Below are 24557 nucleotides of genomic sequence, written 5' to 3'. Positions count from 1 at the left end.
TACTTTGTATTTTTTAAGGTGTTTTTTGTCATATAAAACTTGTATTCTATTTATATGACAACTAAAAACTATTTACAACAATATATTTCCCAAAAAGTGAAATATTTTCGAACACAGAATAAAATGAGCCAGGAAGAACTTTCGGAACAAGCAGGACTCGGGCTTAAGTATATCAATCAACTTGAAAACCAAAATGTGAATCTGACCATTCACAGTCTTGAAAAAGTGATTGACGCCCTAGAAATAACCCCAGAGGAATTTTTCAATTTTGATAGCCTTGAATCAACCTCTGATAAGAGTGACAATCTTTCACTCAAAAGAATCAATATGAAGATTAAACAGCTCCCTATTGATAAACGAGAAAAAATGTTGGTCATTTTTGAGAGTATCTTAGATAATCTTTGAGATCCCTGACTCACTTACATTTTAACTGGTGAATACTCGTATAGTCAAATTGTAGGATACGGATAAAAATTATTTATCTGCTGTTTTCCACTTATTTTCCTTCTCCAACTAATGAAAGTGAACCCATATGAATTTAAAAGATCTACAATATTTTTATGACCTCTGCCAGCTTCAATCCTATACGGAAGTAGCAAAACAACATAAAGTCAGCCAACCATCTATTTCTTATGCTATCAAGCGCTTAGAGGAATACTTTAACTGCAAATTGATTCACCATGACCCCTCGCATCGTTCCTTCAAGCTAACTCCTCAAGGACAAATCCTTCTAAAGCATACAGAACTGATTTTACCTGAGGTCATTTCTACTCGCAAAGAAATTAATCGCTCCTTGGCACAATACTCTACTGTAGGATTCCCTCCTATTATCATTCAGTATCTCTTTGCTGCCTTAAACGAAAAAGATAAATTCGATTTTTTAAAAAAGATACGCCCTATCCGCGGTGGCTCCGTAGAGTTATTAAACCTTCTCCTTAAGGGAGACCTTAATGCAAGCCTACTCGGTTTGATTGAACCTCTCAATTATCCTTCAATAGAGACACACGATCTATTTCATAAAGAACTGTATGTCGTTTTATCTAAGAACCATCCTTTTGCCACTGTTCCTTCCCTCGCTTTTGAAGAATTAGTAGATCAATCCTTTATACTCTTAGACGAACACTTTGTTCACCTGAAAGCTTTTGAAATGCTTAATCAAAAGCATCAAAACAAGGCAGAAATATTCTTTAAGACAGATGATATTGTCATTCTTAAAGAACTTTTAAAGAAAGGGATTGGCCTTAGTTTACTGGCTGATATCGCACTTTCTGATGAAGATGATGATTTAATAAAAATCCCTCTTATACCGAAGGATAAGATAACTTTTACAGTTTATTACGCTTACCTTAAATCAGCTACATCGTCATCAGAAATAGAAGCCTTATTTAAACTCCTTAAATCATATGAATAGAAAAAACTCTAACTATCAATGAACTGATAGCTAGAGTTTTTTACATTGTAGATATTATACTCAATGAAAATCAAAAAGCAAACTAAGAAGCTAGCCGCAGGTTGCTCAAAACACTGTTTTGAGGTGGCAGATAGAGCTGACGTGGTTTGAAGAGATTTTCGAAGAGTATTAGAATACAGTAGATTGAAGCTAGAGTAATACGCCGCGACTTCTAAAACTTTTCTAGAAATTAATTTGACTTTCCTAATCGAGTTGTTAAGATTTTATTTCATCTCACTATAATTCAATGATTTCTAAGAATTCTATTTCTTTCGAAAACTCTTTCAAAGTTTTTCCAAATCAATCCAACAAAAAAAGGTTTATAATTTCCATAAAAGTTGACATGGAAATTATAAAACCATTATTAGTTTAACCCTTGTTGATAACGTGCCAATTCGGCTTGGTTAGCCCAAACATAGTGACCTGGACGGATTTCTACCATAGATGGCTTATCTGTCTCATAATCATGTTGATCTGGATCATATACTTTCAAGACCTTCTTGCGTTCCAAGATTGGATCTGGGATAGGTACCGCTGAAAGCAAAGCCTGAGTATATGGATGAATTGGATTGTTAAACAATTCTTCTGTTTCTGCAACCTCTACAATAACACCCTTGTAAATAACCGCGATACGATCTGAAATAAAACGAACAACCGACAAGTCATGGGCGATAAAGAGATAGGTCAAGCCAAGTTCTTTTTGGAATTTTTTGAGCAAGTTTAAGACTTGAGCACGAACAGAAACGTCCAAGGCTGAAATGGGCTCATCCGCAATAACAAAGTCTGGTTGCATAACCAAGGCACGGGCAATACCGATACGTTGACGTTGACCACCTGAGAATTCATGAGGGTAACGAGTCAAGTGCTCAGCAAGAAGACCTACTTCACGGATAATATTTTGAACTTTCTCTTTACGTTCTTCTTCATCCTTGAACAGATGATGATTGTAAAGACCTTCAGAAATAATATAATCAACAGTAGCACGTTCATTCAAACTTGCTGCAGGGTCTTGGAAAATCATCTGGATTCGACGAATCAATTCCGCAGCTTGTTCACGCGATTTCTTACCATTAATCTTTTGACCATCAAAAATGATATCACCATTACTTGTATCATTTAGACCAATGATGGCACGACCAATAGTTGTTTTCCCACTACCTGACTCACCTACAAGCGAGAAAGTTTCTCCCTTGTTGATAAAGAAGTTAGCATTTTTAACCGCGACAAACTTCTTACTTCCTTCACCGAAGGAAATTTCTAAATCTTTGATTTCTACTAATTTTTCAGACATTTCCTTCCTCCTAGTCAGCCAGATGGGCAAATCCCATTTTTTCACGGATCTTATCATGGAGATTTGCAATCACAGCTGGTTTTTCTACTTTTGGAGCATCCTCATGAAGTAGCCAAGTTTTAGCCCAATGTGTCTCTGATACTGAGAATTGAGGAGCTTTTTGTTCAAAGTCAATCTGCATTGCATAGTCAGAACGCAAGGCAAAGGCATCCCCTTTCAGGTCAGTATAAAGTGACGGAGGTGTTCCTGGGATTGAGTAAAGATCCCCTTTATCATCAGCAAGCTGAGGCAAGCTAGACAAGAGACTCCATGTATATGGATGGCGAGGGTCATAGAAGACTTCCTCAACAGTTCCATACTCAACGATTTCTCCTGCATACATAACCGCTACCTTATCCGCAATACTTGCTACCACACCAAGGTCGTGGGTGATAAAGATTGTTGTGAAATGGTACTCGTTTTGTAAAGATTTTAGCAAATCAATAATCTGTGCTTGGATAGTCACATCCAAGGCAGTCGTTGGCTCATCACAGATCAAGACATCAGGTCGGCAGGCAAGGGCAATCGCAATAACGATACGTTGACGCATTCCTCCAGAATATTGGAATGGGTATTCATCAAAACGTCTATCTGCGTCTGGAATCCCAACCTTATTCATGTAGTCAATCGCCAATTCTTTCGCTTCTTTAGCTGTTTTTCCTTGGTGTTTTACAATAACTTCTGTAATCTGACTACCAATTGTTTTAATTGGGTCCAAACTAGTCATTGGATCTTGGAAGATAGTCGCAATCTTAGCGCCACGAATTTGTTCCCAATCCTTGTGAGAAGATAAAGCTGTCAAATCTTGACCACGGTAGTCAATACTACCTTGGGCAATGCGACCGTTTTCTTCAAGCATACCTGTGAATGTCTTTGTCAAAACAGATTTCCCTGATCCTGACTCACCTACCAAGGCTAATACTTCTCCTTCAACTAGTTCAAGGGAAACGCCGCGAATGGCTGTCAATACTTTGTCACGAACGTCAAATTCCACGACAATATCGCGAGCAGTCAAAATTACATTTTTTTCTTTTGTCATTTCTACTCCTATCTATGTGTACGTGGATCACTAGCATCCGCTAAGTTTTGACCAACTACGAAAAGGGATAAGGATACCAAGACAAGAGTTGTCAATGGAATCCAGAACAAGTAAGCATTGGTTGTTACGTTTTGTGAATAATCCGAAATCAAACGACCCAAACTTGGCACGGTAATTGGTAATCCAAGACCGAAGAATGACAAGAAGGCTTCGTATGAGATAAAGCTTGGAAGCATTTGAGTCATGGTTGTCACAATAACAGATACCAATTGAGGCATGATATTTTTGGCAACAATCTTCAAGGTTGGTGTTCCCAGAGTACGTGACGCCAAGTTGTATTCCAAGTCACGATAACGCAAGATTTGCACACGGATCATGAAGGCAATCCCAATCCATGTCGTCACACTCATGGCAAAAATCAGATTCCAGAATCCAGCTCCGATTGAGTAAGTCAAGACAATGACAATCAAAAGAGATGGGATGTTTGAGATGACGTTATAAACTTCCATCATCACGCGGTCAACTGATTTTGAAATTCCCCAAATACCACCGACAAAAACACCGATAACCAAGTTAATTACTGTCGCAATCACAGAAATGAGGATAGAGTTACGAGCTCCGAACCAGACACCGTCAAAAAGAGATTTACCGTTACTGTCTGTACCGAACCAATGCTCAGCATTTGGCTTGATATAACGAGCACTAAAGTCGTTTACCTTGCTGACATCATTGAAATCAAACTTAGAAAACATTGGGTAGATGAAACTCATCAAAATGATAGCTACCAAGATTCCCAACATGACTACAGTTGATTTCTTCTTCATAAATTGTCTAAACACTGAACCCCAGTATGAATAAGCTGGCGCATCAATAGCTTCAGAGGCAAAATCGTCACGTTTTACAAACTGAAATTTTTCTTTATCGATTGTAGACATTATTTGCCTCCTTTCTCAGTCAATTTAATACGTGGGTCAATAATAGTCATCCAAATATCTCCCAAAAGAAGTGAGAAGATAGAAATACATGTAAAGATGAAGACAAGACCAACGACCATAGAGTTATTAGATGCTTTTACAGAGTCAATCAACATTTTACCCATACCTGGGAAGGCGAAGACTGTTTCAGTAAGGGTTGCACCACCAATAACCCCGATAACGGCACCAGGAATTCCTGAAACCAGCGGAACCATGGCATTTTTAAAGATGTGTTTGTTTGAAATTTCTTTTTCAGACAAACCTTTGGCACGAGCAAAACGAACAAAGTCCTGTGATTGCAAGTCAATCATGTAACGACGAATCCAAATAGCTGTACCAGGAGCACCCAACAAACCAAGAATCACTGCTGGTAAAACATACGAACGCCAATCTCCAGCACCCAAAATAGGGAATGAATCTGGAAGACCAATTGATGATCCAATCAAACGAACAATGTAAACCAAGGCAATGGTTGGAAGGGCCATCAAGAAGGTCAAAAACCCTGTTGAGAAGCTATCAATCCAAGTATTCTTGAAGCGAGCCATAGCTGAACCAAGTGGCACGGCAATCGCATAAGAAATCACCAAACCAATCAATCCAACGACTGCAGAGCTAGCAATCATAGAAGGATATTGGTAGTTGCTTTCAGTTGCAGTATATGGGTCATCTTTCCCATAGTTAGCTACTTCACGAGAATCAGCCTGACTAGGCGATTTGTAGGTTCTTGAGTAAATATTTACAGAAGAAGTTTTCTTACCTGTTGGGAACTGAACTTGAGATGTTTTTGTTTGCCCTTGTCCTTGAGTAATGACCTGTAAAACAGGGCTATTAGCATAGGTTGGATAAGAGTCACCTAAATTAATGTTCACAAAGTTTTGATGCACAAACGGGAACTGACTGTTGAAGTACAAGAGATATTTGTGTTTTGTTCCTGAACCGACCAAGGACCATCCGATCGCTGGATCGTTTTCAAAACGAAGGTAACGTTTCAAGTCTGGATTTTCAGGGTCTTGAATTTTATTTGTATGATCAATGTCAATCAAGTTAGCATAGAAGTGAAAAACACGTTCAAAAATCGGGATTTCACGCGTAGCGTAGAATTGGCCACTTTCAGTAAATTCTCCCAGGGTCCAACCATGACCGATTTGTTTGATGTATTTTTCATAGATAGCCTTGTTGGTATCATTGGCTTCAACTGTTACAGAAGCATCCATCTGGCTAGCTTTTTCTTGCAACTCTTTGGTATCGTAGTACTCGATATAGCCCATACGCTCATAAACGGTATTCTCATAGTTATCACGTTTATCAGCAGTTGTCGCAATCTTGTTATAGTTGGTATCCTGTTTGAAAATCAATTTTCGAGGAACCATTGTATAGATAATCGTGTAAGTCAAGGTTGTTACTAAGAAGATAGAAACCAATGACCGCAAAACACGCATAAAAATATATTTTTTCATATCATTTCCTTTAAAAATCCCAAAAGAACCTTCTCCTCATGGAGAGAAAGTTCTATTGAAAATTATTTACTTCACATGACTTGCCAATTCTTTTTGAGCTTTCTCGTTTGACTCAGTCTTTTCTTTCAACCATTTTTCACGAGCTTTTTCATACTCTTCTTTGGTGATTGCTTTTTCACCAACTTCAGTGTACTTCAAGTATCCTGCATTTTCACCTTTAAGGCCGGCTACTGAATATGAAGAGCTAAATGGTAGAACTTTTGAAACATATGAAACGGCTGTTTCTTTTGGAGAAGCCATTACTGGAATTGTCAAAGCATTGTCAGTCAACCAAGCTTGTGCCACCGCGTATTTTTCATAACGTTTTTGAACATCTTGGTTTTCGCTGTTTGCGTCATCAAGTAATTTTCCATAGTCAGCTAAACCAAGTTTGCTTACTACTGATGCATCTGTGTTTTGGTCAATACCAAGGTAAAGGCGAGTGCTTCCTCCCTTAAGGACGAATTGATCCAAGAAAGTAGAAGGATCTTGATAGTCCGGGTTCCATCCTAGCAAGGTATGGATATCCCAGTCTTGCTCTTTAGCTGTTGGAGCGCTAAATGAAATTGGTAAAGCTTCTGCTTGAGTCATTTGTTGTAAGTCTACAACAACATTATCTGAACCCAATACTTTTTCAATTGATTGTTTCAATGATTGAACACGGTTTACAACCGCTGTTGATTCTTGGATAACCAGGGCATCCAAGTGGATTGGGAATTCAACACCTTCAGCTTGTAGACTTGATTTGGCTTTAGCAAAGACTTCTTTCGCTTTTTCTTCATTGTAAAGGCCATTTTGAGAATCTGCTAGAGACACGTTTGACCAAGTAGAAGAATTTGTCTTAGCCAAGCTATCTTGTACCAATTCACCAAATGTTTTCTTACCAACTTGAAGATTATAAGGTGCAAACGTATTACGGATGGCTACTGCAGCTCCATCAGTACCATTTGTTTGAGCTGAGTAAGAATTGCGATCGACAGCAAAGTTCAAGGCTTGACGGAATTCCTTGTTTAGCAATGCTTTCTGAGTAGATGTCTTTTGGGTATCACTTGTTTTGGCAGTGTGGTTATAGGTTGTACGGCCATAATTCAAGCTGACAGTTGCAACACCCGCTCCTGGTTCATTAAAGTAAATGTTATCTTTAAAGTCAGCTGCATATTTTTCATATGTAGAACTTGTAGGGAAGATACGAGCCTTGCTATATTGACCATCAGCAAAACCTTTAGCAATCACATCTTGGTCCTTACCATCCCAGAAAGTGAACTTAACGTTCTCAATTTTTACATTTTCTTTGTCCCAGTAAGCATCATTTTTAGCCATCTCGATAGATGATTTTGGAGTTACAGATTTTAAGACAAATGGACCGTTATAAAGAATAGAGTTAGCATCGGTTGGGGCACCAAAACCTTCACCTTTTGAAGTTAAGAATTCTTCATTAACCGGCATCAAAATACCACTAGTGGTCTTGTCATTCCAGAAAGTTTCTGGCTGGTTCAAAGTATATTCTAGTGTTTGATCATCAAGCGCTTTTACTCCAACGGTTGAAAAATCGCTTGTTTCACCCTTGATATAGGCTTCTAATCCCTTAATAGAAGAGCTAACGATTGAAAGTCCTTTTGATTTTCCATCTACGGCGTGTTTCAAACCAGTAACGAAGTCTTTAGCAGTTACAGGAGCGTATTCTTCTCCCTCTGCTGTCACCCATTTAGCATCCTTACGGATTTTATAGGTATAAGTCAAACCATCTTTTGAAACTGTCCATGATTCAGCAATAGAAGGAACCAGGTTACCATATTTATCATTAGCCAACAAACCATCTACAGCATTTGTTGTGACGAATGATGTTGAATCGATATTGCTGACGATATAATCCAAGGTTTCTGGATCTGTTTGATAAACATATTGGTAATCTTTTGCTAGTTTAGCATTATTTGAACTAGTGTTTGAACACGCAGCTAGAACTCCTGACGCTAATAAGGTAGCTCCCGCTACAGCAAGCACTTGACTTTTTTTCATTTATTTACTCCTCTTATAAATAAAGTATAGGTTATCATCAATTATATCATAGATTTCAAGAAAAGTAAACGAATTTTCAGAATATTTAGGCTTATTGATACAAAAAATCTGAAAAAGCTATTGACTGAAAATCATTTTCAAGGTATAATAATAAACGTTAAGGCGGTATAGCCAAGTGGTAAGGCACGGCTCTGCAAAAGCTTGATCGTCGGTTCAAATCCGTCTACCGCCTTCTTTAACTTGATTTATCAGGTTTCATTTAAACAGAAAGCCCAATTTAAAGGGCTTTTTTCTTTTTCCTTGAATAAATACGTATAACTTTAAAAAACTTTTGAGGCAAGTTTGGGGCTGAGTTTTTCGAGGACACAATTTCCTTTTGAAATCAACTGAAAAAAGCTTTGTCACGCCTGGTGACAAAAGCCTCTAGTTTACTCTGTTTCTTCTTCTATTTCAACTTCGGTAATTTGGACTTTTACCTTGGTAACACGTCCATTTTTCACCTTATCATTGGTTAGGATAAGTTGTTTGTTTTGGCTGACTAATTCATAACTGAGTCTCTCAGTCGTTGGAATGGTCCCAACTCCTGTCAAATAATAACCAGCGATGGTATCAACGTCATCACTTTCCAGTTCAACATCAAAGTAGTCATTAAAATCATTGAGATTCATGGTACCTTGAACAATATAAGTATCTTCTCCAATTTTATGAACTTCGATTTCAGCCTTATCTGTTTCGTCATCGATTTCCCCAACGATTTCCTCTAAGAGGTCTTCCAGGGTCACCAAACCAGCCATCCCACCGTATTCATCTAGCAAGATTGCCATTTGTCTTTGAGTATTGCGCAGTTCTTTTAATAAGTCATCCACAAAAATAGTTTCAGGAACAAAAAGTGGATCTTGTAAGATTTTCTTCCAAACAATATTGTCAAAACCGTCCACAAAGCCCGCATTAAGGAGACTCTTGGTGTGAATGATTCCAATCACGTTATCCTTGTCTCCATCATAGACAGGGATACGAGAATAATTTTGTTTTAAAATACTTTGGATGATGGTTTGACTATCATCCTGAATATCGACCATAAAGGCATCCGTTCGAGGAACCATGACTTCTCTGGCCATCAGTTCATCTAGTGAAAAAATCCCTTGTAACATCTCAATTTCGTCAGCATCTAGTGTTTCTTCACTATTTGTCAACATGTACTCAATTTCATCACGGGTCATTTTTTCGTCAGCATCGTCAAAGGTCATCGGAGTCAAGCGACTCAAGAGATTGGTAGATGCAGATAAGAGCCAAACAAAGGGACTAACTAGTTTCCCAAGCCCAATGATAACTGGCGCTGTACGAATCGCCAAGGCATCCTTTAGATTAAGAGCGATTCTCTTAGGGTATAATTCCCCAAAAACGATGGAAATATAAGTCAAAAATGCTAAAGATAGAAAACTTGCTACGGCATAAGCTGTTTCGCCATTTCCAAGCCAAGATGCAATTTCTCGTCCCAGAGTTTCTGCCAAACTCGCCCCTGATAAGATTGTAATCAGGGTAATCCCTACTTGAATGGTTGATAAAAAGTGGTTAGGATTTTCTAGTACCTTCAGCAGACGGATATAGCGTCTATCTCCTTCTTCTGCCTTTTGTTCAACCCGCGCACGATTTAGTGACACCATGGCCATTTCTGTGGCTGAGAAAAAGGCATTTAACACCGTCAAGATAAACAATAAAACAAATTGTAGCAACAAATTCTGACTACTTGGGTCTTCCATAGTTCTTCTCCTAAAATAGTATCTTATCCTTTATTATATCACAAAATATAGTCCAGTACATATTATTTTTTCTCATACTCTTCGAAAATCTCTTTAAACCACGTCAGCTTTATCTGCAATCTCAAAGCCGTGCTTTGAGCAACCTGCGACTAGCTTCCTAGTTTACACTTTGATTTTCATTGAGTATCAGTGTCTATTGTAGCTCTGCTTAAACTAGTAAGAAAGAACTCCTATATCCACAAGTGACATAGGAGTTTATTTTGTATTTTACTGAGTAACAGTCACTTCTCCAGTTCGGTAATCCAGTTGAAGCCCTTTTTGAACATTGGGAACTAGAACATTAAATTCCAATTCTCCGTCTGAAGACTTAGCTTCAATCTGTGAAGCTGAAGGAACTAAATCCTCGTTCGAAGCGTAGTAAAGGGTTACACGGTAACGGACACGCTTGTTTTTATCCAAGGCCTTACGTACCATGCTTTCATAGTAGTTTTGACCAGTCGAATCCTCGGCTTGAGCCTGATTTGCCCAGGCTGTTTGAACAGCAATGTTTTTAGGATTGCTTGTCGAGGCATCAAAACCATCCAAGCCACCGATTAAGGCATAGCCTAACAAGTGACCTCTATCGACCGCATGGGTATAAGTACCCTTTAGATTCTTAACCTGATGCCAGCCTGGAGGAGTCCATGAAGTCGAACCATTCCCAGTTTCTTCACGATTCTTGTACTGACGAGTAGCCTTAGACAAGAGGGCATTTGCTACGGTTGGCACTGTTTCCTTGCCCACTGTCTTTGTTTTATTATCAGCGTAAGGCTTACTTGAAACCTTGGCATCTAGATTTGTTTTATTGCCATTGACGATAAAAGCACCTGAGCCATTCCACTCCAGGCTCCCTTTTATTTGACTCTTGACTGCGTCTGTTAAGACACTCTCTGCCAATTCTTGACTAGGAGCTTCAGACGCTTGTTTTTTCTGACTAAGCTTGGTTTTGGGACTATTAGCTGTCGACTGCATCTGCTTGATATAATAGCTTCCCGCAGATAAGAGTAATAACACTAGCAGTCCGATCAGTGTCTGTCTTGTTTTTTTATCCATTTTTCTCCTTATCTCTAGAAAAAGACTGGTTCTCCAGCCTAATTTCCTGTAAATTTATGAATCAATTCCTGCCATTTTGCTGGAGACAGGATAGCCCATGGATCTTGACCCTTGCCCACGATTCCATAACCTACCATTAAGCCGATTCCTAGGGCTAGAGCACCCAAAAACAGTACCAAAATGACTAGAAGTAAACGCTTGATTACGTAGCTTGATTTCTTATTCATCTTCATCACTTGCCTCAATCCGCTGAATCTTAGCACCTAGCTGCGCCAACTTCTCATGGAAACGGTAGTAACCTCTATCCAAGTGAACCAATTTACCAACTACAGTTTCTCCTTGTGCTACCAAACCTGTCAAAATCAAGGCTGCACTGGCACGAAGGTCAGTTGAAAGAACTTCTGCCCCCTGCAAAGGTTGACCACCAACAATACGAGCTGTATCACGGATAATCTCAGAGTGCAAGCCCATGCGACGCATTTCTTCTAGATGTTGGAAACGATTTTCGAAAACTGTCTCCACCATAGTTGATTCCCCTTTTGCGACGGTCATCAAGGCTGTAAATTGAGCCTGCATATCTGTTGGAAATCCTGGGTGGGGCAAGGTTTTCACATGAACAGCTTTTAGATTTTCTAGTTGAGAGCGAACTCGAATTCCTTCAATCTCCTCTGTCACTTCCACTCCCATTTCAAGCAATTTGGCAATCAAGGGACGGTTATGCTCCCAGACAGCGTCTCGAATCAAGACATCACCACCAGTCATAGCAGCAGCTACCATAAAAGTTCCTGCTTCGATACGGTCTTGGACTACATTGTGAGTCGTACCATGAAGTTTCTCAACACCGGTAATGGTAATGGTCTCTGTACCAGCACCCTTAACCTTAGCTCCCATTTCATTAAGGAGAATGGCTAGGTCAACAATCTCAGGCTCACGCGCAGCATTTTCAATCACTGTCACCCCATCAGCTAGGGTCGCTGCCATCATCAAGTTCTGCGTTGCACCAACACTTGGGAAGTCCATGTAGATATGAGCTCCATGTAAGCGATCAGCCTTGGCTTCGATATAACCAGCCGTCTGACTAATCTTAGCCCCCATGGCTTCTAAACCTTTCAAATGAAGATCAATAGGGCGGCTACCAATCGTACAACCACCTGGCATGGATACCTTGGCATGACCTACACGAGCAAGAATTGGTCCCAAGACAACGATGGATGCGCGCATCTTGCTAACATACTTGTAGGGAGCCTCCTCTGTGATATTGCCAGTCGCATCCACCTCGACAAGATGAGCTTCCTCATCAAAATCCACCTTGGCATTCAAACCACGAACCACCTGATTCATGGTGAAAACATCTGACAAGATAGGAACATTCTGCAAGACGGTCTTTCCTTCACTTGCCAGAATAGTCGCTGCTAACAAGGGCAAGACTGCATTCTTTGCTCCTTCAATCGTAACACTTCCTACCAGACGATTATCGCCACCTTGAACCACAATTTTTTCCATACTTATTTCCTTTACTCTTGATTTTATAATAATCCTCTAAGCGCTTCTTGCCACAACTGATACAGACTGATAAAGAAAGAACTCATGATATATCCCATTACAATGCTGAAAAAGGCTACTAGTAAACGAACTTTTCCTGTGTTCTCAGCTGTTACTTTTAAGACTTTTTCCCATCTAACAAGATTCTTTAAAAGGTAAAAACTCACATAAATAAAGAGCATGTGACTGCTTAGAGTGAATAATAATTGAACCATTTGACTATTATACCATCTTCTCTGTTTGTGCGCTAGTTTGGAAACTTCACTTAAAAACTAGGGATTGTTTTTCAAGTAATCAATTGCATCTTGTAGGGTTTTAACGGGAACAATTTTCATATCTGTCTTGATTGTTCTAGCTGCTTCCAGGGCTGTTTGGTAGTTGTTTTTAGCATCAGGATGCGCTTTTTGTTCTTCTTCGCTAACAGGGTTATCCGGGGCAAAGAAAATAGCAGCACCTTCTCTAGCCGAAGCAACAACTTTCTTATCAATACCTCCAATGTCCCCCACATTCCCATCGCGATCAATGGTACCTGTACCGGCAACGATACGACCATTACGAAGACCAGGGTCAGCTATTTGAGTATAGATGGCCAGACTAAACATGAGACCTGCACTTGGACCACCGATACCAGCTGTTGAAAAGCGAATTGGGACATCACTGGTCACTTCCGTACGGTCAATCAAACCGATTCCAATCCCATTTTTGCCATTTTCCAAGGTGATAATCTTACCTTCTGCAGACTTGGTTTGCCCATCCTCTTCATAGGTGACCTTGACGGAGTCCCCTAGTTTTTGAGAATTGACATAATCAATCAAATCTTTGGAACTATCAAAGGTCTGATCATTGACTGCTGTGACCGTATCAGAGATGTTAAGAATCCCTTTAAAGGTCGAATTATCCGTCACAGTCAAAACATAAACCCCAAGATATTTGAGTTCGATATCTTTACCAGCTGTTTTTAACCCTTGATACTTGGCCATGTTTTGCGATGTTTGCATGTAGAATTGATTGATCCGCATAAATTCAACATCGGAAGAGCCACCTGTAGTCTCCTGAGCACTACGAATATCTGTAAAAGGCGTCAACCATGCATAAATCATATGAGCTAAAGTGGCATGTTGGACACCAACCGTAACGAATTGATAGGCACCAGCTTCCTTATCTTCTGTGTCATTGACTTTAAGGACTTGGCGAATATCTTCCGAACCACCTGGAACCTCTATATAATAGGGCAAGGGCACTACAAATGCCAAGAAAGTCACAATTAAGGCCGCAATGACATATAAGGGCCATCTAATCTTTTTTTTCATTTCTTATTTCCTCCAAAATACTCTCAGGAACATAGCAAGCAATATCCTGACCAAACTTCAAAAGCTCTCTAACACCGGATGAACTGAGATAGAGATGTTCAGGTCGACTATGTAAATAAATGGTCTCTATGTCAGGAGACAGCTGATGGTTGTAGTAATCAAAACTGGCTTCATATTGCAAATCCGACGCATTTCTCAAGCCTCGAACTAAGAAAGTAGCCCCCAGTCTTTTTGCGACATTAACCACCAATTCATCATGAGAAGACACAACTTCAACATTTTCCAAATGTTTCAAAGCCTTTTCTAGCCCTCGTTTACGATTTTCAAGAGGGAGAAATCCTTGTTTGTGGGGATTAAAAAAAATACCTACATAGAGCTTATCAAAAAGTTTGCTAGCCCGTTCAATGATATCCAGATGCCCATTTGTCATCGGATCAAATGAGCCTGTGAATAAGCCAATCTTATCTGACATAGACTGTCACCTTACTAATTCCATAAATCTTTTCCTTCCAGATACCAAGACAGGCAATTTCTTCTGGAAGTTCAACGGTCTTATCCGTCTCACACACGACCATGACATCTTCAGAAAAAAGCTCCCTCTCAGCCATTTTTTCAATATCTGCTACGATTTGTTCCTTGGCATAAGGAGGGTCTAAGAAAATGAGGTCGAATTCCCCAGATACCTGTTCCAATGCCCTTTCTGCATCCATCTTAAGGAGTTGAAATTTTCCAACTTCCTTGGTCATCTGAATATTTTCAGCCACGATAGCCTGAGCCTTACGGTCTCGTTCCACCAAAACAGCGCTAGACATGCCACGCGATACTGCTTCGATAGATAAACCACCACTACCTGCATACAGGTCCAAGACCCGTCCACCTTCAAAATAGGGACCAATCATGTTAAAAATGGCTCCCCTAACCTTATCCGAAGTAGGTCTTGTCGTCTTGCCTTCTAGTGTCTTGAGGGGACGTCCCCCATAGATTCCTGATACGATTTTCATACCGTTTATTATACCAAATTATGGGCGAAAAGAGAAAGAAAACCGAACCTTGCGGTTCGATTCTCTACAAAATATTTTCGTAAGTATCGCGGACTTCTTGAGGCCAAACACTTGTTTGCACTTCTCCGATGTGTTTCTTGCGAAGTAGGAACATGGCCATCCGAGATTGTCCAATTCCCCCACCGATTGTCAATGGGAATAGGCCGTTCAACAAAGCCTTGTGCCATTCCAATTCTAAACGGTCTTCATCACCTGTGATGGCAACCTGACGGCGAAGCGTTTCTTCGTCTACACGGATTCCCATAGAAGACAACTCAAAGGCTCCACCCAGAGACTCATTCCAGACAAGAATATCACCATTTAGACCCTTGTAGCCATTTTCAGACTCACTTGTCCAGTCATCGTAGTCTGGTGCACGTCCATCATGCGGTTTACCGTCTGGTAATTCACCACCGATACCGATCAAGAAGACTGCTCCAAATTCTTTACAAATAGCATTTTCACGCTCTTTTGGTGTCAAGTCTGGGTAGTGTTCTACCAACTCTTCTGTGTGGATAAAAGTGATTTGTTTTGGCAAGATTGATTCGATGTCATAGCGGGCTTCAACAGCTAGCTCAGTAAGACGAATAGCCTTGTAAATCTTCTCAACTGTTTCTTTTAGATAAGCGATGTTACGCTTACCATTTGGGATAACTTTCTCCCAGTCCCACTGGTCAACATAAACAGAGTGGGTCGCATCCAGCGAATCTTCGTCTGGACGAAGGGCCTTCATGTGGACAAAAAGACCCTCTCCCTCACCGAAACCAAAACGGGCCAAAGTATGACGTTTCCATTTAGCAAGTGAGTGCACCACTTCATAAGTAGCATCAGGGATTTGGAGAACCTTGACCGATACGGCATTCTCCACACCTGATAAGTTGTCCTGCATACCATCGCCGACCCTACTCAAGATAGGACCTTGAACTTCGACAACTTCTAACTTATCTTTCAAATACTGGGTAAAAGTGTTTTTGACAAAGGAAATCTCTTCTTGTTGATGAATAAAACTTTTCTTCATAAACTACTCCTCAAAAATTAGTTAAAAGCATTATACACCTATTTCCAAGAAAAGGAAAGAGCAAATACGAAAAAATCAGTGCTCCTTCGAACACTGATGTTAGGGACCTTCTAGTCATTGCGACCAAAGATACGTAGAATACTTAGGAAAAGATTGATAAAATCAAGATAGATACTAAGAGCCATTGACACAACCCAACCTGTCGCTACACGACCTTGTGATTGCTCATAGGCATAGCGAATTTTTTGGTTGTCCCAAGCAATCAGCCCTGAGAAAACCAAAACCATGGCTACGCTAATCATATAATCAAAGAAACCACTAGCCAAGAAAATATTAACTACCATGGCAATCAGCAAACCGATAAGAGCCGCCATCATCGCTCGACCAAGCCCGCTCAAGTCTTTCTTGGTGAACATACCAACTGCTGCCATGACAAAGAAGAGAAGGGCGCTTGATACAAAGGCAGACAAAACCGTACCTGGAGTATAGAAGGCCACCACAAAACTGAGGGTAAAGCCATTTAATACTGAGTAAAGCAAAAATACTGGAAGAGCCGCTGGGCTATTCTTTGAAGCCATACTACTGGCAACGAAAACCAAGGCCAACTCCGCAAAAGTAGCAATGGTCAACCAGAGACGCCCCTGCATCAAAAAGTAAACCAACTGAGACTGAAAGACCGTCAACATAAGACCTGATACCAAAGCAGATAGTCCGATTCCCAGACCAACAAAGGCATAAACCTTAGCGTAAAATTGATTGAGACCTGCGCGGTCATGAATAGTAGTGTGATTCATCATTTCTCCTTTTCTATGAACATCTTTCCTTGATTATAACAAAGAAAGTTAAAATTAGCTTAAATGGAAAATTAAAATACCTGCTGCAACTGCAACATTCAGACTCTCAGCCTGCCCCTTCATACTAATATGGACCAACTGGTCTGCACTTTCAGCCATGAGGGGACTAATTCCTTGACCCTCATTTCCCATAACTAGTACAAAATTTTCTATAGAAGGCAGTTCTCTGTAATCAACAGAATCTTTAGATAGGGTTGTTGCTAGCACTGGGATAACTGCTTCTTTGGCTGCCTTAAGAAGCGCTTGGCTCGACATCCGGTAAATGGGCAGGTGGAAATGACTGCCTTGCATAGAACGAAGGGTCTTGAGACTGTAGATATCTGCCGATTTATCTGAAACAATCACTCCTGTAAAGCCTGCTGCATCCGCAGTCCGAATGATGGTTCCCACATTACCAGGATCTTGCACATCTTCCAAAAATAAGAACTTGCCCTGACTAAAATCAGCTTGCCCTACTTCTTCTTTTTGAACGACGGCAACAATTCCCTGTGGAGTCTGAGAATCTGCCAAATCTAGCAAAATATCCTCTGATACCCAGACAGTTTGCGGAAACGAGGCTAACTGTTCTCGGTAAGTTTCTAGGGCAAAGATCTTCTCAATCGTTACCCCAGCTTGAACAGCTTCTTCAAACAAGTGCCATCCTTCAATCAAATAGGCAGACTTGCGGTATTTTTTTTGGTGTAATTTCTTGGCATTTTTTACCACAGAATTGGCTTTTGAGGTTATAATAGTCATAGAAATATTATAACACAATCAAAGGAGTTTGTTATGCAAAAGGTTAGAATGATTGCCCAAGGCAGAGTGCAGGGAGTCGGCTTTCGTTGGGGTGTTTACAGCTTGGCGCTTGAAATTGGTGGCATCACAGGTCGGGTATGGAATAACGACGATGGCACAGTCGAAATCTTAGCCCAAGCAGACTCATCAACTATCATGGCAAAATTTATCCAAGAAATCCGAAAAGGACCCACACCTTTTTCAAAAGTCAGCTACTTAGATGTCAAACTGAGCAACTTTCCTCCCTACCCTGACTTTAAAATCGCAAATTAGGTCTCTAGAACTATTGTATATTTTGTAAAAAAACAGTAGAATAGAAAGGTATTATTTTTAAAAGAAGGAATGAACAAATTGAAAGCTATTAAACGTTTTGCCCTCTCAGCTATGGGAGTGGCTATGTTGCTAGTCTTAACTGGCTGTGTCAATGTCGATAAGGCAACAGGTCAGCCAACAGGATTGGTTTGGAATACTATCGGAGCGCCTATGGCTGAAGCTATCAAGTACTTCGCCAATGACAAGGGACTTGGTTTTGGTGTTGCTATCATCATCGTAACCATTATCGTGCGCTTGATTATCTTGCCACTTGGTATCTACCAATCATGGAAGGCGACGCTTCACTCTGAAAAGATGAATGCCCTCAAGCACGTCCTTGAGCCACACCAAACACGTCTCAAAGAAGCAACAACTCAAGAAGAAAAACTCGAAGCCCAACAAGCTCTCTTTGCCGCTCAAAAAGAGCACGGCATCAGCATGTTTGGTGGTGTAGGATGTTTCCCTATCCTCCTTCAAATGCCTTTCTTCTCAGCTATCTACTTTGCTGCCCAACATACTGAAGGTGTTGCTCAAGCAAGCTACCTAGGAATTCCTCTAGGGTCTCCAAGTATGATTTTAGTTGCCTGTGCTGGTATTCTTTACTATCTTCAATCGCTCCTTTCACTTCACGGAGTAGAAGATGAAATGCAAAGAGAACAAATTAAGAAAATGATTTACATGAGCCCACTCATGATTGTCGTCTTCTCCCTCTTCTCACCAGCCAGCGTCACACTTTACTGGGTTGTCGGTGGTTTCATGATGATTCTCCAACAGTTTATCGTCAACTATATCGTTCGTCCAAAACTTCGCAAAAAAGTCCGTGAAGAATTGGCTAAGAATCCACCAAAAGCACGTGCTTTCTCAACACCAAATGGACGAAAAGACGTTACCCCTGAACAACCAACTGCTATCACAAGCAAGAAAAAACACAAAAATCGCAACGCTGGAAAACAACGTTCGAGATAAGAAGAAAAAGGCTTAGCTAGTTTGCTAAGTCTTTTTTGCAAGTCATACTCTTCGAAAATCTCTTCAAACCACGTCAGCTTCGCCTTGCCGTATATATGTTACTGACTTCGTCAGTTCTATCCACAACCTCAAAACCATGTTTTGAGCAGCCTGCGGCTAGCTTCCTAGTTTGCTCTTTGATTTTCATTGAGTATCAAAAGCCCGATGTTTCCATCAGGCTTCTTTTTATCCATGTACACGTTTCATATAGTCTTGGTAACTTTCGGTATCCATGAGTTTTTTAGCGTTCTTGACGCGGTCTGCTGTTGGTGGTTTAACTCCTTCGAGGGAATAAGGAATTCCCAATTCACGCCATTTGAATTCTCCCATGGTGTGATAAGGTAGAATTTCAAACTTATCAACATTTTTAAGGGTCTTGACAAACTTCCCAAGTTCAATCAAGTCATCATCTCTATCTGTCAATCCTGGAACTAGCACGTGGCGAATCCAGACAGGTTTTCCAATATCTGATAGATACTGGGCACAAGCCAAGATATTTTTATTGGTTTGACTAGTGACAAACTTGTGCTGTTCTTCGTTGATTTCCTTGATATCCAAGAGGACCAAGTCAGTGACAGCCATGAGTTTGTCAAACTTCTCAAGGTAACGTGGTTTATTACGGAAAGGAAGGGCACAGGTATCCAAGGTACAGTGGATTCCTTGTTCCTTAGCCTTGGTGAAGAGGGCAATCAGGAAATCAATCTGCAAGAGGGCTTCTCCTCCACTGACTGTAATACCGCCCTTATTTCCCCAGAAACCGCGGTAGCGCAAGGCCTCTGTCAAGACATCATCTACCGTCCGTTCACGTGACTTATTGGACTCCATAGCCCAAGTGTCCGGGTTGTGGCAATACTGGCAACGCATGTGACAGCCCTGCAAAAAGACAATAAAGCGAATACCAGGCCCATCTACTGACCCAAAGCTTTCTGTCGAATGCACCATTCCTGTCACTTGTCCATAATCAATTGTTTCTTCAGACATATCGTTACCTTCCTTGAAAACGTTTTATAGTTTTATTATATCATGACTTGAAGGAAAAACAAGATTTTTGCCTATTTTTTAGAAAGCAATCTGTTTTTCAATTTCATTTTCAATTACTTATCATTTTATTCTTCAAAATCAAAGCCATACAAGGTTGCAAAGTAGTCCTCAGGGCGCTCTGCACGGCGGATTTGACGGACTTTACCTTCTTCGGTATAGAGGATTTCCGCAGAACGAAGTTTGGCGTTGTACTGGTAGCCCATTGAAAAACCGTGAGCACCTGTATCATGAATTACCAGCAAATCACCGATTTCTGTATGAGGCAGTTCGCGATTCACTGCAAATTTATCATTGTTTTCACAGAGTGAACCAACCACATCTACTACTTCAGCTGGTCCATCTGGATGGGTCACGTTAGTAATATGATGGTAAGCTCCGTACATAGCTGGACGCATGAGGTTGACTGCTGATGCATCCACACCTAGATAGGTACGGTAGGTTTTTTTCTTATGAGTCACTCTTGTGACTAAAGCACCGTGAGGTGCCAACATAAAACGACCCAATTCGGTAAAAATCTTGACCTGACCAAGACCTGCTGGCGTAAGAACTTCTTCATAAACCTTACGAACTCCCTCACCAATCAAGGCGATATCGTTCGGCTCCTGGTCTGGACGATAATTGACACCAATACCGCCAGAAAGATTGATAAACTCTAGCGAAATGCCCAACTTTTCCTTGATTTCAACAGCCAATTCAAAAAGCTGACGAGCCAACTCTGGATAATAGAGATGGGTCACGGTATTGGACGCTAGGAAGGAGTGAATCCCAAAAGTCTTAGCTCCTTTTTCCTTCAAGATGGCAAAGGCTTCAAAGAGCTGGTCCTTGGTCATGCCAAACTTGGCTTCTCCAGGATTGTCCATAATGTCTGTCCCCAGTTCAAAAACGCCTCCAGGATTGTAACGACAAGAGATAATTTCTGGAATGCCTGCTGCACGCTCTAGATGTTCAATATCTTCAAAAGCATCCAAGTTAATGGTCGCACCCAATTCACGCGCATAGGCATATTCCTTGTCTGGCGTATTATTAGAAGAGAACATAATCTCAGAACCAGGGAAATCCAGTTTATGGCTCATCAAAAGTTCTACATAACTAGAGCAGTCCACGCCACAGCCTTCCTCTTGGAGAATTTTCAAAATAGCTGGGGTTGGAGTAGCCTTAACTGCAAAATATTCCTTAAAGCCCTTGTTCCACGAAAATGCTTTGTTGACGGCTCTTGCCTTCTCACGAATCCCCTTCTCATCATACAAGTGAAAAGGTGTCGGGAACTCGGCAACAATCTTTTCTAAGTCTTCTTTATTGATAAATGGTGTTTTCATAAGTTTCCTTCTATTCTATTTGCAAAGAAAGGCTGGGACAATCGTTCCAACCTTTAGTTCTATCTCTTATTTATCTTCGTCAAAGATATTGCCAACCTCAACATCGATGGCTTGGTTCTTGACATCAATATTGGTTACCTTCAAGAGTGACTTGTAGTCAAACTGCTTTTCGCGTTCTTCTTGAGCATTATCCGCAAAGACCGCTACACCTGCCAATTCTGAATCAAACTCACGCAAGAGGCTGATCATCCCATTGACAGTTCCGCCACCTTTCAAGAAGTCATCCACAATCAAGACACGGCTGCCTGCCTTGAGACTACGTTTTGAAAGGAACATTTTCTCGATGCGGTCACCACTTGAACCGGATACATAGTTGACGCTGACAGTTGAACCTTCGGTAATTTTCAGATCGCGGCGCACAATAACAAAAGGAACATTGAGGACATTGGCAACTGCATTTGCAAGTGGCACACCCTTAGTCGCTACGGTCATAACCGCGTCGATTTTTTGGTCCATAAAGCTCTTGGCAATAATACGACCAATATTTTTCAAGATGGCTGGTGTGCTAAGCAAATCTGACAAGTAGATATAGCCACCTGGCAAGATACGGTCACTTTCTGACAACTTGGCACGCAAGTCCTCAACCATTTCCTTGGCATCATGGCTTGAGATTGATGGTGTGAAAATGACACCACCACCAGCACCAGTTACTGTCTGGATATGACCGATTTCAATTTCCTCAAAGGCGCGTTTGATAATAACGATATCCTCTGAGATGGATGATTTAGCAGATTCATACTTTTCAGCAAAAGTATTGAGACTAGTTAGTTTATAAGGATTATTAATCAAATAGTTGGAAATGACAACCATCCGATCACTTCTTCTTAATTTCATTTCTATTTCCTACTTCATTTAATTTTGATATTTTATCTATTATACCATATTCACATAAAAAAACGAACATTCTTATCCTAAAAAATGCTCATTTTTCTTAAATTATTAATCTAAATCTGGTTTATAGAAGGAACGATTGTCCATAGCGAAGATTTTATTGGTCATCTCTCCCTTATCCACCAAAGCAAGAGCTGTTGACATCATCATCATGCTAGCATCCAGATTGTCAATCATATGGATAATCTCTGCTTCCATAATGCGTGGACGGACTGGACTTCCATACTCAAGCAAGCCATGGTGACTAAGGATGACGTGACGAAGCAAAACGACTTCTTCCTTGGTATCATCGATGCCAAGTTCCATCACTGTCTTAGTAATTTCACTATCAATCAGAGCGATATGGCCAAGAAGATTGCCTCGCACTGTGTACTCGGTCTGGTCTGGTCCCGTCAACTCGATGACCTTAGCCAAGTCATGCAGCATAATCCCCGCATAGAGTAGGCTCTTATTGAGCTGAGGATAAACTTCGCTAATAGCATCTGCCAAACGCACCATGGTTGCAGTGTGGAAAGCCAAACCCGTTTCAAAGGCATGGTGGTTGGTCTTGGCTGCTGGATAGGAGTAAAATTCCTTGTCGTACTTGGTGTAGAGATTTCGGACAATCCGTTGCCAAACAGGATTTTCAATTTTAAAAATCATTTGCGACATATAGTCACGGATTTCCTTGACATCAACTGGTGACTTGACCTTGAAATCAGCTGGATCATTGGGTTCGCCAGGTTGAGGCAGGCGGAGAGTAATTTGATTGACTTGAGGGGTGTTGTTATAAACTTCTCGGCGCCCTTTCATGTGGACAACCTTACCAGCAGTAAAGGCCTCAACGTTATGAGGTTGGGCATCCCAGAGCTTCCCTTCAATCTCGCCACTATCATCTTGGAAAGTAAAGGCTAGATAGTTTTTCCCAGCTCGAGTTTGCCTCAGGTCAGCTGATTTGATTAGATAAAAGCCTTCAAATAGCTCATCTTTTTTCATGTGACTAATCTTCATATTCTTCCTCATCTTCTTGGAAATGGAGTAGATCAAGCGCAGGCTCACCTTCTGACAACTCAATGTGACGGAGCGTACGCTCGATAGCTGTAGTACGACGGTTCAATAATTCATCAATATTGCCAGAGGCATGTTGGAGGTGTTTTTGTGCCTTGACCAGAATGCCACCAAACTTACCAAACTCGGTCTTAACACTGGCAAGAGTCTTACTGATATGGTCGGCACTCTTTTGGATATTTAGAGTTTTGAAGCCAACTGATAGGGAGTTAAGAAGGGCTGATAGGGTACTGGGACCTGCGACAATAATCTGCTCCTCCCGTCTCAAGTCATCAAAGAAGACCGGATTGCGGACGATTTCTGAGTAGAGACCTTCTGTTGGCACAAACAAAACTCCAAAATTGGTCGTTCGAGGCGGTGCTATGTACTTGTTCCTGATATCCTTGGCAAAGCGTTTGACGCTGGCTAGGAGCGACTTACGACAGCGTTCAATCTCATCCTTGTCACCTGCTTCATATGCTTCTTCTAGGCGGTAATAATCTACCAGTGGAAACTTAGAGTCAATTGGTAGATAGACGTATTCCTGATCGCCTTGTCCGGGTAACTTGATGGCGTACTCCACTCGTTCACTAGAGTTTTCAACCGTTGCGTATTCTCGTTCGTACTGGGCAGGGGTCATGATGTCTTCGATGATTTGCCCCAGTTGCAATTCTCCCAGAATCCCTCGCGTCTTGGTTCCTGAGAGAACCTTATTGAGGGCTCCAACATCGCGGGCAACTGTCTGCATTTCTCCAAGGCCACGATTGACCGACTCCAGTTGTTTGGAAACTGTCTCAAAGGAAGCCTGCAAGCGCGTCTGCAATGTCTTTTCTAGTTTTTCCTCGACCGTTTGGCGCATCTGCTCCAAACGTTGCTCATTTGATTCCTGCAAGGATTGAAGACGTTGGTCAGTCTTATCCCTGGTTTGCAAGAGATTCTCTGTCATTTCTTGACGGACTTGAGTTAAGCCTTGGTGCAACTCGATTCGCACTTCTTGCAAACGGTCGCTGACAGCCACTTCCAAATCTTTTTGATCCAACTGACTGGCTTGTCTGGCTTGTTCAAAGCGGTAATCCAACTGGTCTGACAAGTGATCTGCCTGATCCTCCAAGCTCTTACTGAGATGTTTTTCCTGCTTATCCTGTCTTTGCCAAATCAGAAAGAGGCCAGCTAGGTTGGCAATCAATAATAGAACAAGTAAACTTTCCATT

At 41.0% G+C, this 24557-nt stretch carries 25 protein-coding genes and 1 tRNA gene; 5 read left to right on the top strand and 21 right to left on the bottom strand.

From position 1 onward, the window contains the following. The first annotated feature begins 54 nt into the window (after positions 1–54). Both TZ91_RS00455 and TZ91_RS00450 read left to right on the top strand, forming a co-directional pair. Positions 55–405: a helix-turn-helix domain-containing protein gene (locus TZ91_RS00455; RefSeq protein ID WP_000208711.1), complete on the top strand. Its 351-nt coding sequence runs from the start codon at positions 55–57 to the stop codon at positions 403–405. 127 nt (positions 406–532) lie between these two features. Continuing rightward, positions 533–1411 (top strand): LysR family transcriptional regulator, encoded by an 879-nt coding sequence (locus tag TZ91_RS00450; protein ID WP_033687323.1) that lies wholly within the window; start codon positions 533–535, stop codon positions 1409–1411. A gap of 403 nt (positions 1412–1814) precedes the next feature. On the opposite strand, the gene TZ91_RS00440 is transcribed toward TZ91_RS00450, so the two are convergent. The 5 genes from TZ91_RS00440 to TZ91_RS00420 form a co-directional block, all read right to left on the bottom strand. Then, positions 1815–2741: an ATP-binding cassette domain-containing protein gene (locus tag TZ91_RS00440; RefSeq protein ID WP_001291285.1), complete on the bottom strand. Its 927-nt coding sequence runs from the start codon at positions 2739–2741 to the stop codon at positions 1815–1817. Between the two features lie 10 nt (positions 2742–2751). Continuing rightward, positions 2752–3819: an ABC transporter ATP-binding protein gene (locus TZ91_RS00435; RefSeq protein WP_000159550.1), complete on the bottom strand. Its 1068-nt coding sequence runs from the start codon at positions 3817–3819 to the stop codon at positions 2752–2754. Between the two features lie 8 nt (positions 3820–3827). After that, on the bottom strand, positions 3828–4754 hold the full coding sequence (oppC, locus tag TZ91_RS00430) for an oligopeptide ABC transporter permease OppC (protein ID WP_000103691.1): 927 nt from the start codon (positions 4752–4754) through the stop codon (positions 3828–3830). After that, complete coding sequence (locus tag TZ91_RS00425; protein ID WP_000759915.1) at positions 4754–6250, bottom strand: ABC transporter permease; 1497 nt, start codon at positions 6248–6250, stop codon at positions 4754–4756. The genes oppC and TZ91_RS00425 overlap by 1 nt, the downstream gene beginning before the upstream one ends. Positions 6251–6316: 66 nt before the next feature. Then, entirely contained in the window at positions 6317–8305 is a 1989-nt protein-coding gene (locus tag TZ91_RS00420; protein WP_033687321.1) for a peptide ABC transporter substrate-binding protein, read from the bottom strand. 161 nt (positions 8306–8466) lie between these two features. Between TZ91_RS00420 and TZ91_RS00415 the strand changes: the two genes are divergently transcribed. Then, a tRNA-Cys gene (locus TZ91_RS00415) sits at positions 8467–8537 on the top strand. A gap of 196 nt (positions 8538–8733) precedes the next feature. Here the strand turns inward: TZ91_RS00415 and TZ91_RS00410 are convergent. The 11 genes from TZ91_RS00410 to TZ91_RS00360 all read right to left on the bottom strand — a co-directional run bounded on the left by TZ91_RS00410 (position 8734) and on the right by TZ91_RS00360 (position 17656). After that, positions 8734–10065: a hemolysin family protein gene (locus TZ91_RS00410; RefSeq protein ID WP_020903091.1), complete on the bottom strand. Its 1332-nt coding sequence runs from the start codon at positions 10063–10065 to the stop codon at positions 8734–8736. A gap of 267 nt (positions 10066–10332) precedes the next feature. Next, positions 10333–11157, bottom strand: coding sequence for a DNA-entry nuclease EndA (endA, locus tag TZ91_RS00405; protein ID WP_033687320.1), 825 nt, complete (start codon positions 11155–11157; stop codon positions 10333–10335). 38 nt (positions 11158–11195) lie between these two features. Further along, a complete protein-coding gene (locus tag TZ91_RS00400) occupies positions 11196–11384 on the bottom strand; it encodes a DNA-directed RNA polymerase subunit beta (RefSeq protein ID WP_033687376.1) in 189 nt (62 codons plus the stop codon). Next, complete coding sequence (gene murA / locus TZ91_RS00395) at positions 11377–12660, bottom strand: UDP-N-acetylglucosamine 1-carboxyvinyltransferase (RefSeq protein ID WP_033687318.1); 1284 nt, start codon at positions 12658–12660, stop codon at positions 11377–11379. Before murA ends, TZ91_RS00400 begins: the two co-directional genes overlap by 8 nt. Before the next feature lie 23 nt (positions 12661–12683). Then, complete coding sequence (locus TZ91_RS00390; RefSeq protein WP_000250399.1) at positions 12684–12914, bottom strand: DUF1146 family protein; 231 nt, start codon at positions 12912–12914, stop codon at positions 12684–12686. Between the two features lie 57 nt (positions 12915–12971). After that, on the bottom strand, positions 12972–14009 hold the full coding sequence (locus TZ91_RS00385) for a SepM family pheromone-processing serine protease (protein ID WP_033687316.1): 1038 nt from the start codon (positions 14007–14009) through the stop codon (positions 12972–12974). After that, positions 13993–14481: a pantetheine-phosphate adenylyltransferase gene (gene coaD / locus TZ91_RS00380; protein ID WP_033687315.1), complete on the bottom strand. Its 489-nt coding sequence runs from the start codon at positions 14479–14481 to the stop codon at positions 13993–13995. Before coaD ends, TZ91_RS00385 begins: the two co-directional genes overlap by 17 nt. Further along, positions 14471–15010, bottom strand: a complete 540-nt coding sequence (gene rsmD, locus TZ91_RS00375; RefSeq protein ID WP_033687314.1) for a 16S rRNA (guanine(966)-N(2))-methyltransferase RsmD — start codon at positions 15008–15010, stop codon at positions 14471–14473. The genes coaD and rsmD overlap by 11 nt, the downstream gene beginning before the upstream one ends. Before the next feature lie 64 nt (positions 15011–15074). Beyond that, positions 15075–16067 carry an aspartate--ammonia ligase gene (gene asnA, locus TZ91_RS00370; protein WP_033687313.1) on the bottom strand — a complete coding sequence of 331 codons (993 nt, stop codon included), beginning with the start codon at positions 16065–16067 and terminating at the stop codon, positions 15075–15077. Between the two features lie 110 nt (positions 16068–16177). Further along, positions 16178–16861: a Bax inhibitor-1/YccA family protein gene (locus TZ91_RS00365; protein ID WP_033687311.1), complete on the bottom strand. Its 684-nt coding sequence runs from the start codon at positions 16859–16861 to the stop codon at positions 16178–16180. A gap of 54 nt (positions 16862–16915) precedes the next feature. Continuing rightward, positions 16916–17656 (bottom strand): TrmH family RNA methyltransferase, encoded by a 741-nt coding sequence (locus TZ91_RS00360; RefSeq protein ID WP_033687310.1) that lies wholly within the window; start codon positions 17654–17656, stop codon positions 16916–16918. 33 nt (positions 17657–17689) lie between these two features. Here TZ91_RS00360 and TZ91_RS00355 point away from each other — a divergent pair, with 33 nt between their 5' ends. Continuing rightward, complete coding sequence (locus tag TZ91_RS00355; protein ID WP_033681252.1) at positions 17690–17968, top strand: acylphosphatase; 279 nt, start codon at positions 17690–17692, stop codon at positions 17966–17968. 78 nt (positions 17969–18046) lie between these two features. Continuing rightward, the gene (yidC, locus tag TZ91_RS00350) at positions 18047–18973 is read left to right on the top strand and encodes a membrane protein insertase YidC (protein ID WP_033687375.1); all 927 of its coding nucleotides are present in this window, start codon (positions 18047–18049) and stop codon (positions 18971–18973) included. Positions 18974–19198: 225 nt separating this feature from the next. On the opposite strand, the gene pflA is transcribed toward yidC, so the two are convergent. The 5 genes from pflA to TZ91_RS00325 all read right to left on the bottom strand — a co-directional run bounded on the left by pflA (position 19199) and on the right by TZ91_RS00325 (position 24556). Then, positions 19199–19993: a pyruvate formate-lyase-activating protein gene (pflA, locus tag TZ91_RS00345; RefSeq protein WP_033687308.1), complete on the bottom strand. Its 795-nt coding sequence runs from the start codon at positions 19991–19993 to the stop codon at positions 19199–19201. Positions 19994–20118: 125 nt separating this feature from the next. Beyond that, entirely contained in the window at positions 20119–21369 is a 1251-nt protein-coding gene (locus TZ91_RS00340) for a diaminopimelate decarboxylase (RefSeq protein WP_033687306.1), read from the bottom strand. Between the two features lie 66 nt (positions 21370–21435). Further along, entirely contained in the window at positions 21436–22263 is an 828-nt protein-coding gene (purR, locus tag TZ91_RS00335) for a pur operon repressor (RefSeq protein WP_004238844.1), read from the bottom strand. Between the two features lie 105 nt (positions 22264–22368). After that, positions 22369–23310, bottom strand: coding sequence for a 3'-5' exoribonuclease YhaM family protein (locus TZ91_RS00330; RefSeq protein ID WP_020903082.1), 942 nt, complete (start codon positions 23308–23310; stop codon positions 22369–22371). Next, positions 23300–24556, bottom strand: a complete 1257-nt coding sequence (locus TZ91_RS00325) for a DNA recombination protein RmuC (RefSeq protein WP_033687305.1) — start codon at positions 24554–24556, stop codon at positions 23300–23302. The genes TZ91_RS00330 and TZ91_RS00325 overlap by 11 nt, the downstream gene beginning before the upstream one ends. Between the last annotated feature and the right edge of the window lies 1 nt (position 24557).

It is taken from the genome of Streptococcus mitis (assembly GCF_000960025.1).
Lineage (GTDB): Bacteria > Bacillota > Bacilli > Lactobacillales > Streptococcaceae > Streptococcus > Streptococcus mitis_DH.
Note: the sequence above shows the minus strand (reverse complement) of the source record. Positions and strands in the feature narration are given on the sequence as shown.

Coding starts and splice junctions, on each gene's coding strand:
- murA (WP_033687318.1), bottom strand. CDS start 12,660: ATGGAAAAAATTGTGGTTCAAGGTGGCGATAATCGTCTGGTAGGAAGT.
- TZ91_RS00325 (WP_033687305.1), bottom strand. CDS start 24,556: ATGGAAAGTTTACTTGTTCTATTATTGATTGCCAACCTAGCTGGCCTC.
- TZ91_RS00355 (WP_033681252.1), top strand. CDS start 17,690: ATGCAAAAGGTTAGAATGATTGCCCAAGGCAGAGTGCAGGGAGTCGGC.
- TZ91_RS00400 (WP_033687376.1), bottom strand. CDS start 11,384: ATGAATAAGAAATCAAGCTACGTAATCAAGCGTTTACTTCTAGTCATT.
- pflA (WP_033687308.1), bottom strand. CDS start 19,993: ATGTCTGAAGAAACAATTGATTATGGACAAGTGACAGGAATGGTGCAT.
- asnA (WP_033687313.1), bottom strand. CDS start 16,067: ATGAAGAAAAGTTTTATTCATCAACAAGAAGAGATTTCCTTTGTCAAA.
- oppC (WP_000103691.1), bottom strand. CDS start 4,754: ATGTCTACAATCGATAAAGAAAAATTTCAGTTTGTAAAACGTGACGAT.
- TZ91_RS00340 (WP_033687306.1), bottom strand. CDS start 21,369: ATGAAAACACCATTTATCAATAAAGAAGACTTAGAAAAGATTGTTGCC.
- TZ91_RS00410 (WP_020903091.1), bottom strand. CDS start 10,065: ATGGAAGACCCAAGTAGTCAGAATTTGTTGCTACAATTTGTTTTATTG.
- TZ91_RS00360 (WP_033687310.1), bottom strand. CDS start 17,656: ATGACTATTATAACCTCAAAAGCCAATTCTGTGGTAAAAAATGCCAAG.
- TZ91_RS00450 (WP_033687323.1), top strand. CDS start 533: ATGAATTTAAAAGATCTACAATATTTTTATGACCTCTGCCAGCTTCAA.
- TZ91_RS00390 (WP_000250399.1), bottom strand. CDS start 12,914: ATGGTTCAATTATTATTCACTCTAAGCAGTCACATGCTCTTTATTTAT.
- TZ91_RS00330 (WP_020903082.1), bottom strand. CDS start 23,310: ATGAAGATTAGTCACATGAAAAAAGATGAGCTATTTGAAGGCTTTTAT.
- TZ91_RS00385 (WP_033687316.1), bottom strand. CDS start 14,009: ATGAAAAAAAAGATTAGATGGCCCTTATATGTCATTGCGGCCTTAATT.
- purR (WP_004238844.1), bottom strand. CDS start 22,263: ATGAAATTAAGAAGAAGTGATCGGATGGTTGTCATTTCCAACTATTTG.
- TZ91_RS00365 (WP_033687311.1), bottom strand. CDS start 16,861: ATGAATCACACTACTATTCATGACCGCGCAGGTCTCAATCAATTTTAC.
- TZ91_RS00440 (WP_001291285.1), bottom strand. CDS start 2,741: ATGTCTGAAAAATTAGTAGAAATCAAAGATTTAGAAATTTCCTTCGGT.
- rsmD (WP_033687314.1), bottom strand. CDS start 15,010: ATGAAAATCGTATCAGGAATCTATGGGGGACGTCCCCTCAAGACACTA.
- coaD (WP_033687315.1), bottom strand. CDS start 14,481: ATGTCAGATAAGATTGGCTTATTCACAGGCTCATTTGATCCGATGACA.
- endA (WP_033687320.1), bottom strand. CDS start 11,157: ATGGATAAAAAAACAAGACAGACACTGATCGGACTGCTAGTGTTATTA.
- TZ91_RS00455 (WP_000208711.1), top strand. CDS start 55: ATGACAACTAAAAACTATTTACAACAATATATTTCCCAAAAAGTGAAA.
- TZ91_RS00425 (WP_000759915.1), bottom strand. CDS start 6,250: ATGAAAAAATATATTTTTATGCGTGTTTTGCGGTCATTGGTTTCTATC.
- TZ91_RS00420 (WP_033687321.1), bottom strand. CDS start 8,305: ATGAAAAAAAGTCAAGTGCTTGCTGTAGCGGGAGCTACCTTATTAGCG.
- TZ91_RS00435 (WP_000159550.1), bottom strand. CDS start 3,819: ATGACAAAAGAAAAAAATGTAATTTTGACTGCTCGCGATATTGTCGTG.